We start from the raw sequence: 11,984 nt of genomic DNA on the forward strand, positions 1-11,984 counted from the left end.
TGCAGAACTGTGAAGGTTATTATAAATTATCGAACATATCTTTTGTCATTGCAGCAAGATCATATTCATGTTGCCAGCCCCAGTCTCTTCTTGCCACGCTGTCGTCGATACTTTGCGGCCAGCTATCAGCGATCTGCTGACGGTAATCGGGTTTATAGCTCATTTCAAAACCGGGGCGATGTTTCGCCACCTCGGCTGCAATTTCTTTCGGTGAAAAACTCATGGAAGAAATATTGTATGAGTGCCTGATCGAAATTTTTGCTGCAGGCGCTTCCATCAGTTCAATGGTAGCACGAATAGCATCGGGCATATACATCATTGGCAGGTACGTATCTTCCTGCAGGAAACATTCATATTTATTTTCTTCCAATGCTTCGTGAAAAATTTCCACTGCATAATCTGTTGTGCCACCGCCGGGCGCTGATTTATACGAGATCAAACCCGGATAGCGCAGACTTCTTACATCCACCCCAAAGCGTTGGTGATAATAATTGCACCAAAATTCACCGGCATATTTGCTGATACCGTAGACAGTTGTTGGTTCAATAATGGTTTGTTGCGGGCAATTTTGTCTGGGGCTCGTTGGGCCAAACACTGCAATTGACGAAGGCCAATACACTTTGTATATCTTTTCTTCCCGTGCAATATCGAGTACGTTCAACAAACCTGTCATGTTCAGGTTCCAGGCAAGGTTTGGATTTTTTTCACCAGTAGCCGAAAGAATAGCAGCCAGCAAATAGATCTGTGTGATGTTCTGGCGTATCACCTGCACATGTAGCATTTCTTTGTTCATCACATCAAGGCTTACGTAGGGACCGGTTCCTTCAAGCAATGGATTCTGTTCACGCAAATCAGAAGCGATCACGTTTGCATTACCATACATTTTTCGAAGTGCCAACGTTAACTCCACTCCAATTTGACCGGATGCACCGATCACTAATATTTTTTCTCTGATCATACCAGCAATTTATGCTGGCAAAAATAGGAGGAAAAACAACTAGGCAAACATTCATTCGTTTGCGCAGAAAATTCCTTGCCGATTGAAGAGTTGCTACCCTTTTTTCTTACCAGGAGGCACATGCATTTTTAGCTCAGCCATGAACAATTGGCCAATGGAGGGAGAACCTACAAATTCGATCTGCCGGGTATTAAACAGGTTTGTTATGCCGAGATTAACAGAGATCATCTGATTGAATTGGTAACCGGCATTGAGATCAACAGTGGTGAAGCCACCCAATGGTCCCCAATCAAAGTTTTTAAACAAGGTATCCTTGGCGGGTCTTGGTATGTAGCCTCTTCTGCCCTCCCCCGCTTCAGTACCAATTTGATTACCGCTGTAAAAATCATATTGCTGCAACAACCGCATCGCTACGCTTATAAACAACTTTCCTTTGCAAAGGTTTTGAAAATTGAGTAACAATGCAGCTTTGTGCTTTGGTGCATTCAAACTCTTTTCTTCGGGAGAAACGTAGTCGTCTTTATTTGCATCGTTTTTACTGTTATCGTTTACAATGTCTGAACCAAACCAGGAATATTTTATGCCCGCATTAAAAAATTTATTGAATGTATAGTTAATGCCGAGGTCTAACCCATAGGTCCGCACATCCCCATAATTGAAATAGGTAAAAAACTGGGCGTTCCTTAATGTATCATTTATAACCATTCCTGCAAAAAGTGGGTTATGTGTAACCTTGATGCCACCAACTTCTAAAACCCGTCCACCGACAGTAATTGTTGGGCTGATAAAGTTTTTGCTGATGCCATTGTAGTAATTCAAATCGATAAAAAGCTTTTTACCTAAAATTCCTTTATAGCCGATTTCCCAAGTATTTACCAGTTCGGGTTTCAAAGCTTCAGTTGTTTTATAAGTAGCTGTGTTTGACACATCGGTCCCATTAGGGATATAATAAATGCCCTTGCCATTACCAAAAAGAAACCTGTTTACGCCGCCATATTGATTAAGGATGCTGGGCATTGCATATGCCTTCCCCCAAGTTATTCTTATGGTTCCATCGCCAATTGCTTTTGTTAACGCAAATCTTGGTGCAAAGAAATTTCCGAAGTTGCTATGATGATCGAAACGTGTTGTACTGATCACACGTAAATTCCACGGCAATATTTTTTCAAGTTGCACTACCGCTCCATATTGTGTGATTGTTATTTTCTGAACATCATCTATAAGACCGATGCCGAATGAATTAGGCCTTTCTTTCTGATAACTTATCCCTGTCACAACAAATAAACCCGCTTCCTTAAACTCATAATTGTATTGCAGATCTGCATTTAAACGCTGGCTTCTTTCTTTTACAGTGTTCCCTAAACGGGTGGCATAAATTTCAGCCGAATCGGGAGACAATCTGCCTCTTACATCATGTGTACTGTTCCAAAAATCTCTTGTGTAATTTGTAATGAGTAAAGTTTTACCAAGGTTGCCCCAGGTGTTATAAACGTTGGCAAAAAATCGTGGATGTACAAACCTTGCCTGTACAAAACCATAAGTTACATCTCTCAATTGGTTACGGCCAGTCGTTGTTACCTGCAATCTCGTAAAGTTGACTCCTCCGGCAGACACAATGATGTCAGCTTTTGGTGTGACACTGTAATAGACCTGTGCCTCACCACGATAGCGACGGAATGTAAAATCATGAATACGTTCGGGTATAGCTACAGGTGGACCGTAAAACGGGGGCGTGTTTTTTTGATTTCCTGCATAAACCGAATCGTACCAGGGATAATCTTCTCCTGTAGCATGCTCGCCACTTAGTTTATAAGCCCATTTTTTATTGATCTTCATTGCATGCCGGATACGGCTGCTGAATTGATGTTGGCTCCCGCCACTAACAGCAATGGTTGTGCCCTGGTACTTGCGTGGATCTTTTGTGATATAATTGAACAATACATTATGAGCATTGGGTCCATACAACGCCGATTGTGGGCCTAACACAATTTCTATCCGTTCAATATCTTCTTTACTAGTGCTACCATTGTTGAATATTGCAATGCCACCACTTAATGCAGCCATGCTGTTGCGTCCATCAACCAATTGCATTACTTTAACATTGAAGGCACTATTCAATCCTCTTGCATTAAACGTTATTTCATCAACCCCACTGCGGGTATATTCAACGCCTTGTATTTTTGATACCAGCTCATTTACATTAGAGCCAGCGAATTGATTAAAGTCTTTGACGCCGATCACATGAATGGACGCAGGTGCATTGGTTATTTTCTCCGCACGCTTAGTGGCCGATACCACTACTTCACTTCCAACCCTGCTATCGGGATTCAATGTTGCATTGGCAATTACTGATACGCCGTTTATTGACTCATTCACTATTTCCGTTGTTTCATAACCAACATGAGAAACGAGCAGAACTATTGTACCGGGTTTCAATTTTTCAAAACGATAATGCCCTTCGTTATCCGTTAACACCGTAATGCGGTTGCCTTTTACCGTTACCGTTGCGCCGGGCAATGCCAAACCTGTTTGTTTATCGGTTACCTGTCCACTAAGCGAAATGGTGCTTTGTGAAAATGATCCGACCGCAAATAAAAGCAACACGAAAAATAACAGTAACTTTTTCATGACGGTTCGTTTTGGTTGATGTTTAAAAGACCTGGTCTGCTCAACTACCTTGCAGCTTCAAAAAATTATTCCGGTACAATTTGCCCACAGGCAATTCTTTGTTTCCCACTTCCACCACTTCGTGTGTGAAAGATCTCACTTTGTTCAATGAAACAATATAAGAGCGGTGTATGCGTACAAAATCTTTTTCTGACAACATTGCCTCAACTGATGCAATTGTTTGGCGGGTGATCACAAATCCTTTATCAGTAAACAGCTTCACATAATCCTTATCGCTTTCGATGTAAAGAATATCATCAAGAATAATTTTTACCATTTTACGATCCACTCTTACATAAATAAACGAATCTGCTGCTTTCGTTTCATGTAAGGGTGCTGTGTACACTTCCACTTCTTCATCCTGCTCCTTTTTTGGAAATGCTTTATTAACAGCTTTGAGAAAACGGTCAAAACGAATTGGTTTCAATAAGTAATCGATCACATCTAACTCATAACCTTCATGAGCATATTCTTTGTGTGCTGTTGTAAAAATGATCTTGGGAATTGTACGAAGGCTTCTTACAAAATCGGTTCCGCTTAACTGTGGCATCCTTATATCGAGGAAAATAATATCAACATGATGTTCCTGTAAAAAGACGCTGGCATCAATTGCATTTCCAAATTCACCTACCAAATTAAGTGTGGGAATTTGTTCAATGTATCGCCTGATGACATCCCTTGCCATCGGTTCATCATCAACAATGATACATTTAATGAGTGTATGGTTTCCGTTAGGCATAAACGATTTGTGATTTAAGTTGGGAAAATTCATTCACCTGTTTCTGATCGTTAGCTTGTAAAAGCCCCACGCTCAGGTCAACTATAAAAACTTCCTCGTCTTCCGTTATTTGCAATTCATGTTGACCCTTATACAACAATTCAAGTCTCTTCCTTACGTTACTGATACCGATACCTGTGTGATCCTGTCCGTTTTCTTTCATCGCCGTTTTTCCGTTCATCAATTTCATGAACAGTGTAGCATCTTTTACTTCAATGGTAAGATTGATCCACGGGTTTTGTAACATATTGCTGGCTCCATGCTTAAAGCAATTCTCAACAAAGGGCAACAATAACAAGGGCGAGATATAAAGATCATCTACTTTGTCTGGCGTTAATACATGCACATCCAGTTTATTACCATAGCGAATCTTTTCAAGATTGATGTATTCTATAATCATCATCAGCTCCTGTTTAAGAGGCACAATTTGTTTTCCGCCTTCATACAGAATATAACGTAGCATTTCTGAAAGACTCATTATCATTTTTGAGCCTGCCGGCGACTCGGTTTGTGTTTTCGAAAAAATATTATTTAGTGTATTAAATAAAAAATGAGGGTGAACCTGTGCCGTCAACAATTGCAATTGAGCTTCGGTATTTTCCTTTTGAAGTTGCAGACTACGATGTTGATGACGAAACCAGTGTTTGCCGAATTTCACCATTAAAGCACTGGCGATGATGGTATATGCTGCTTTATTGGTTGACATTACTGCTGTAAAAAATGTTGTGCCCGGAATTTGGGGAACAGGTGGAATGTTTTCCGGGGGTAGCAATATAAACAGAATAGGAGGCATTACTTTACCTAGCAAAACAAGGCTGATGGCACCACACAAATACCAAAGCACAAATAGACAAACAAAGCTTGTAAAGTATTTCTTTTTCAAAAAAAACTGCGGAAACACAAAATAGAGCATGGCATATACCGTGGGCACATGTGCAATTACTGAAAAAAAACTTTCTGTAAAAGTATAGACCGGATTTCTGAAATAAGATATCTCAGGGCTACCCAATGGATTTGCAGCATGGGTAAGTACAATATACAGGTACCATGCAACCCAAAACAGCATGTGCTGTTTAATGCGGTCGTTTCGTTTTTCAGAAAATATGAAATCGACAATACTCATGACGTTAAGCAGTTATTTTAAACATGCGCAGCAGGCACTTTCAACAGAGGTTTCGTATTTACATGTTCTTTTTTTTTCAATTCTCACCAATTCCACTTTCAGATCTACTACAAACACCTCTTCATCATTTCGTATGTGCAGCTCATATTTATCATGATACAACAAGTCTAATCGTTTACGAACGTTGTTAATGCCAATACCAGGTTTATTTTGTCCATTATCTCGCAAAGGCATTTTACCATTCATCAGCTTCATAACGAGTATAGTATCCTTAAGTTCCACAGTAAGATTTATCCATGGATTTTTCAGCATGTTACTGGCGCCGTGCTTAAAACAGTTTTCCACAAATGGGAGTAATAATAGTGGTGCAATAAAAATGTCATCCAGTTTGTCTGGTGTTAGGATATGCACATCCAGCTTATTTCCATAGCGGATCTTTTCCAGGGTAACATATTCTGATATCATCGTCAGATCCTGTTTTAATGATACCAATGGTTTTTTTCCTTCGTATAAAATATATCGCAGCATATCGGAAAGGCTCATGATCATTTTTGAACCACCTGGCGACTCAGTTTGTATTTTCGAAAAAATATTATTTAGTGTATTGAATAAGAAATGAGGGTGAACCTGGGCTGTAAGCAATTGCAGTTGAGCATGGGCATTTTCTTTCTGTAGTTGCAAACTGCGATGCTGATGATGATACCAGTGCTTCCCAAATTTCAACATCAATGCACTGGCTGTGATTGTAAACGCAGCTTTATTGGTTGACATCATTGCTGTAAAGAACGACAGACCTATGGGACGAAATTTGTCAGGCACATATTCCGACGGCAATATCATTTCCTGGAAAGGTTGCATCACCCTGGTATGTACAAAAACATTTAAACTGAAGCACAACACCCAAAGTATTATCATGCATACTATCGCTTCAAAATATTTTTTCTTTAATATAAATTTTGGGAATATTAAATAAAGCATGATATAAACTGCCGGAGCCTGGGTAAATACGATAAAGAAACTTTCGGAAATGGAGTACAGCGGGTTCTTGAAATAAGCCCATTGAGAATAGCCAATAGGATAAGTGATATTAGTAAATGTAATATACGCATACCAAATACTCCAAAACAAAAGATGCTGCTTAATGCGATCGCTTCTTTTTTCAGAAAAAATAAAATCCTGAAACCTGGATTGGGATGGCATGTTTTAAAATTAATTCTTTTAAACAGCAATTGGAAGCGGTTGAAGATAAATGAGTGAAACAGCAGATTTGCAGCGACAAAGTTCTTTTGTCGCAGATTAAAAATCTGGCGCCATTTCGTCGGGCATAACCTTTATGAATGTCTTTCTATCGCTCCGGCATACTGTCTTGCCGCAAAAACAAAAAATCGTGTTTTAGGAAAAATAGTTTTGTTACGCAATCAAAAATCATCAATCTCAAAACACGCATTATGAGACACTCTTCAAAATTTCTACTGGCAACTATTCTTTTTTTATTCGCTTTTCTTATTTCCTGCCAAAAGGAACCACAACAAACCCCTTTTGAAAAATCATCTATCCCATTTAAACAAAGCCACCAACCCGATAATCCAGGTTTTGTTGATAATTATATGGTGATGTACTGGAATGAAAAAACAAATATTGTTCTTGGCGTGGCCTTTACGCAGCCCGCTCGTACACGTGTTTTTGCAAGGGTTCAGATTGCCGTCCATGATGCATTGAACAGCATTAAGCCGAAGTATGAACGTTATGCATATTTCGAAAGAGAACAGCATGCAAACCCTGACGCCGCAGTGGCCAGTGCCGCATATTCGATGCTGAAACCTATAGCTCTGGCGGGCAACCCACCGCTTGATCAATGGTACAATGAAAGTTTAGCGACTATCCCTGATGGGCCTAGTAAAGATTCAGGTATTGCTGTGGGCAAACGTTCTGCTGATGCACTCAGGGCTAATCGCATCAATGATGGATTTACACAACTTATTATCAGTTCCGCCAATCCTCCTAATGGCACTAACCCAGGTGAATACCGCTCTACGCTTACTGCTGTTAACTGGGTGCCAACAGTTATACAAGCACCGTTACGACTTGTACCCAACTGGGGCACCGTAATGAAACCTTATGTAATTGAGAGTAATACACAGTTTCATCCCGCCACTGCACCTTATGCAATTAACTCAACTGAGTACACAACTGATTATAATGAAGTAAAAGCAAAAGGAGCAAGAACAGGAAGCACCCGTACAGAACTGGAAGATAAGATGGCAAAGTTCTGGAGTGAGAACAGGCCTTCGTATATGTGGAACAACATAGCAAGAAAAGCCACTGAAAATAAAAAAATGGACGCCTGGAAAACAGCCCGGTTATTTGCTCTTTTACATGTATGCATGGCGGAAAGCATAAATACTGCCCTGAAAAGTGAGTATGATTTTTATTATTGGAGAACAGAAACTGCTATTCGCCTTGGTGCATCGGATGGCAATAACAATACAGAAGCCGATGCAAGCTGGTTGCCTTATTTTTCCGAAACGCCTACATCTGTTTCACCACCAGTTCCAAGTTACCCTAACGGCGTTGCAGCTTATGCAGGCACTGCCGCTGAAACACTTCGTTTATTCTTTGGTACAGATGAAACTTCTATAGATATCACTTCCAGTACAGTTAATCCAAATGTTCCTGATCCCAAACCTTCTTTTCATTTTTCATCTTTCTCAAAGGCAGCAAGGGAAAATTCACTTAGTGTGATGTACATCGGTTGGGATTTCAGACACTCCGTAATGGCCGGCGAAGAAATGGGAAGACAAATTGCCAATTACGTTTTCACTCATGCATTCAGAGAACAATAAGCAATTGAATAAACATTCTGTTTAAACAGCAACGAATTAAATACAGTCGTATGAAACCGGTGTTTAGAATAACGATATCAACAGTGTTGATTACCCTCCTTATTTTTTCTGCTTGCAAAAAAAACAAAACATGTGAACGATGCAGAGAAGGGAATAAAGCACCAACTGCTATTGCCGGGCCAGATCAACAAATTACTTTACCAACAGATAGCATTTTTTTAGATGGTTCTGCATCCAATGATTCTGATGGAAAAATAAACACCTGGTTATGGAAAAAGATTGAAGGACCTGCTTCTTTTTCCATTGCTTCTGCTACAAATTCAAAGACGGTTGTGAAAAACTTATTGAGCGGTGTTTACCGGTTTGAGTTAAACGTAACTGATGATAAAGGCGCTTCGGCAAAAGATACAGTAATGATAACGGTTAATGCAGCAATCAACCTCCCTCCGGTGGCAAATGCAGGTAATGATACCAGCATTACATTACCTGCTACTGCTGTAAACTTAGATGGCTCCAGATCAAGCGATCCTGATAATAACATCAGTTCGTATCAATGGACAAAAATTGATGGCCTCTCTTATACAATCATTAAAACAAACGCTGCAACTACACAGGTGGAAAATCTTGTTGAAGGTGTTTACAAATTTGAATTAAAAGTAACGGATAGTGGAGGACTCTCTGCAAAAGACACTGTAATGATTACTGTTCATAACACGTCGCCGTGTGCTACATTTTGGGTTGCTGTAGGAAATCCGTATGATACAACTCTAAACTTGCCTGTGAACACTGCACGGCTTACAGCCAGCATAGAAACACTATCAAATCGACCGGCCCAACTGACTATTTCAAGTATTGAATGGACAAAAATTATAGGCCCAAACAATTATTCTATTCAATCACCGGGCGCTCTATCTACCGTGATCAATAATTTGTCTGATGGCTTGTACGCCTTTCAATGCAAGATCACAGATATATCCGGATGCAGTCGCACTTCATATGGTGGTGGGGTTATTAATGTAACAGATACAAGCACTGCTGGACAGGAAATAATTATACCGAAACAGACCTGGGCAGCTGAATGGTATCCTTATGTGAAAATTAACCTAAAGGATCACATGCCCTTGGGTAAATCAATTAAAAAGGTTTTCACAAGATTGGATTGCGAAGCTGATTTCATACAAGTAACTCCTTCTTTTGAATTCGGTGGTAATACAATTAATCTTTACGCCCACTTACCTTTTACTAACAGCTGCATAACTGAAAACACTAAAGTAGATGTAAAGATTATCTATTGATAATAATCAATGAGTGATTAAATCAAAGTTTAAAAACAGTGCTACAATAAAATGAATCATTAACAATGTCACTGGAAGATAAAAAACTAACCATGCCGCTCAGATTTGAAGAAGTGCTGAATGCTGTAAGAGACAAAGAAGGCCTGGCAAGTATTTATGTAACTATTACTATTATCCAGAACAACGGTATCATCAATGGCTTTCGTGGAGCACTTCATTACAGCAACAAAAAACAGGACGAATTTATAAGTGAAGAAACACTATCAACATCATTAGATCAACCGTTGCAACATTGCTCTTCTTTTATTGCTGTAAAACCACAGGCCAGCGCTGTGGAGCAATTACAAAATGAAGCGTTGATTGAAATTGATTTTTCTATTTCTAATAATCTAATTGAAAGCCGTATTGGTTTGCTTAGGTTTTCTTATGAAGAAAATAAGCTTCACGTAATAAAATTTGAAGAGAAAGGCAGTTTTCTGATCGGCATAGAAGTGCCAACAAGTGTAGATGAAAATGAAACGCTACACACGATCGCTTTTACAAATGTTATTACATATCCCGTTCCCAACGTATCAAATCATTTTTAAACTAGTAAAACAATGAAACATGAAATCGCTATTTAAAAAACCATCCTTAGGGGCAATTGTTATTTGCCTTTTTATTTCCTCTTGTCAAAAAGAGAACAATGTTCAGGAAAAAGACATGTTTACTGCAAATGAAAAAATTGTTATTCCGGCTGAAGCAGGTTTTGCTGCACGTAGTTCTGAAGCGGTTGAGTATAATACTTTTTACGGCCCAGCCGTGCAAAGTGGTAACGGTTATGCACGAAGTTGGGTCAATATAAGTCATGATGATAAGCCACTCGCTATCGGGATAGAATTCACTGATGGCGTACTAACCCAACATCCGGAAGAAGGAGAGGAAACGCATGCTCATCATACATTGTTGCGGTTGCATCAAAAAGCAAAAGAATTAATGCCATTTGATCATCTTACCATGGCGTATATGGTAGCGGGCCATCCACCACCCGGCATTTATTCAGTTCCGCATTTCGATTTTCATTTTTATAAGATGCCATTAGAACAACGGTTGGCCATACCTGAATTTGCAGATGCGCCAAGCCTGTTTAATAATCTTCCACCTGCAGGCTATATTCCCGCCGCATACTTCCGGGCGCCTAATGAGGGAATAGCTCAAATGGGTACGCATTTTATCGATCTGTTATCGCCAGAATTTCACGGACAGCCTTTCACGCATACATTTATTTATGGTTCTTATGACGGTAGTGTAACCTTCCTGGAGCCAATGGCAACACTTGCATTTTTACAAGCTGGCACCACAGTTCATAAAGCAATTCGTCAACCACAATTGTTTAATCCTGCAAACACACATTACCCCACACGTTACAGCATTTGGAAAGATGACACAAAAAATCGGCATTATGTTGCTCTGTATGATATGGTACTAAGGTAACCTCAACCAAATAAGTATAAAGCCCCAAATGCTTTATACTTATTTCTGCGATTTCAATCAAAGTAGATCGGCTGTCTGTCGTTTAATAATGGAGATTGGTCGCAATTCTCAAAATCCACATTTCTGTAATAGTAGTTTTATTTCTTACAAGAGTAAACTGAAAGAACGTAAGCATAAGTAACCATCAAATTTTATTATGAAAAAGCAGATTATTTTACCATTAGTGTTACTTATTTCTATTTCGCTCATTCATTACGCATGTAACAAACCTCAGGCCGTTGCTAACCTTTCGCCAGTGGCGAATGCCGGAGATGACATCACAATTGCTCTTCCAACTAACAACGCAATGTTAGATGGGTCAAAATCAGCAGATCCGGAAAATAATGTACTTACATTTGAATGGAAGAAAATTAGCGGTCCTGTAAGTTGCAGAATCGTTAATCCCAAAGCAGTTCAAACACAAGTGACAAGCTTAACGCCGGGAAGCTATCAATTTCAACTTACTGTATTTGATGAAAAAGGTAAAACTGATAAGGACACTGTTTTGTTTTTGGTGACTGGCACGGAAATGATATTTGAGAATCTTTCATGGAAGTTCGATCGCATTGACCCGAAAAAATTAATGGTTCCAGTGTTTGCGCTGGCCGTAAAAACCGTTTACATTAGGAGGGATAATTCAACTAGCTGGTTATTTGTAAGACCAGAAGAAACAAACAATGGGCCGTTTTTTGGCGACTGGCCCGACCCTTATTATCACACCTCTTTCCCTCCGGACATTGATCTGTACATTTTGGCAGACGATAATATTAATGATACCCCGGATGTGAAAGTTATTTTTCACTAGACC

General features: G+C 39.6%; 10 protein-coding genes. 5 read left to right on the forward strand and 5 right to left on the reverse strand.

The features are described 5' to 3' along the window. Positions 1 to 19: 19 nt before the first annotated feature. From ACO1QW_RS00765 to ACO1QW_RS00785, 5 genes are all read right to left on the reverse strand, one after another. Complete coding sequence (locus ACO1QW_RS00765) at positions 20 to 958, reverse strand: L-threonine 3-dehydrogenase (protein ID WP_486254781.1); 939 nt, start codon at positions 956 to 958, stop codon at positions 20 to 22. A gap of 93 nt (positions 959 to 1,051) precedes the next feature. After that, complete coding sequence (locus ACO1QW_RS00770) at positions 1,052 to 3,586, reverse strand: TonB-dependent receptor (protein ID WP_486254783.1); 2,535 nt, start codon at positions 3,584 to 3,586, stop codon at positions 1,052 to 1,054. Positions 3,587 to 3,626: 40 nt separating this feature from the next. Further along, positions 3,627 to 4,364 carry a LytR/AlgR family response regulator transcription factor gene (locus tag ACO1QW_RS00775; RefSeq protein ID WP_486254785.1) on the reverse strand — a complete coding sequence of 246 codons (738 nt, stop codon included), beginning with the start codon at positions 4,362 to 4,364 and terminating at the stop codon, positions 3,627 to 3,629. Next, positions 4,357 to 5,526, reverse strand: a complete 1,170-nt coding sequence (locus ACO1QW_RS00780) for a sensor histidine kinase (protein WP_486254787.1) — start codon at positions 5,524 to 5,526, stop codon at positions 4,357 to 4,359. The genes ACO1QW_RS00775 and ACO1QW_RS00780 overlap by 8 nt, the downstream gene beginning before the upstream one ends. Before the next feature lie 12 nt (positions 5,527 to 5,538). Beyond that, positions 5,539 to 6,726: a sensor histidine kinase gene (locus ACO1QW_RS00785; protein WP_486254789.1), complete on the reverse strand. Its 1,188-nt coding sequence runs from the start codon at positions 6,724 to 6,726 to the stop codon at positions 5,539 to 5,541. 248 nt (positions 6,727 to 6,974) lie between these two features. On the opposite strand from ACO1QW_RS00785, the gene ACO1QW_RS00790 reads away from it, so the two are divergent. The 5 genes from ACO1QW_RS00790 (at position 6,975) to ACO1QW_RS00810 (ending at position 11,981) form a co-directional block, all read left to right on the forward strand. Next, positions 6,975 to 8,369: a vanadium-dependent haloperoxidase gene (locus tag ACO1QW_RS00790; protein ID WP_486254791.1), complete on the forward strand. Its 1,395-nt coding sequence runs from the start codon at positions 6,975 to 6,977 to the stop codon at positions 8,367 to 8,369. 50 nt (positions 8,370 to 8,419) lie between these two features. Further along, positions 8,420 to 9,664 carry a PKD domain-containing protein gene (locus tag ACO1QW_RS00795; protein ID WP_486254793.1) on the forward strand — a complete coding sequence of 415 codons (1,245 nt, stop codon included), beginning with the start codon at positions 8,420 to 8,422 and terminating at the stop codon, positions 9,662 to 9,664. A gap of 92 nt (positions 9,665 to 9,756) precedes the next feature. Next, positions 9,757 to 10,251: a hypothetical protein gene (locus tag ACO1QW_RS00800; RefSeq protein ID WP_486254795.1), complete on the forward strand. Its 495-nt coding sequence runs from the start codon at positions 9,757 to 9,759 to the stop codon at positions 10,249 to 10,251. 19 nt (positions 10,252 to 10,270) lie between these two features. Further along, complete coding sequence (locus ACO1QW_RS00805; protein WP_486254797.1) at positions 10,271 to 11,137, forward strand: hypothetical protein; 867 nt, start codon at positions 10,271 to 10,273, stop codon at positions 11,135 to 11,137. 196 nt (positions 11,138 to 11,333) lie between these two features. After that, positions 11,334 to 11,981, forward strand: a complete 648-nt coding sequence (locus tag ACO1QW_RS00810; protein ID WP_486254799.1) for a PKD domain-containing protein — start codon at positions 11,334 to 11,336, stop codon at positions 11,979 to 11,981. Positions 11,982 to 11,984 lie beyond the last annotated feature (3 nt).

It is taken from the genome of Lacibacter sp. (assembly GCF_057361365.1).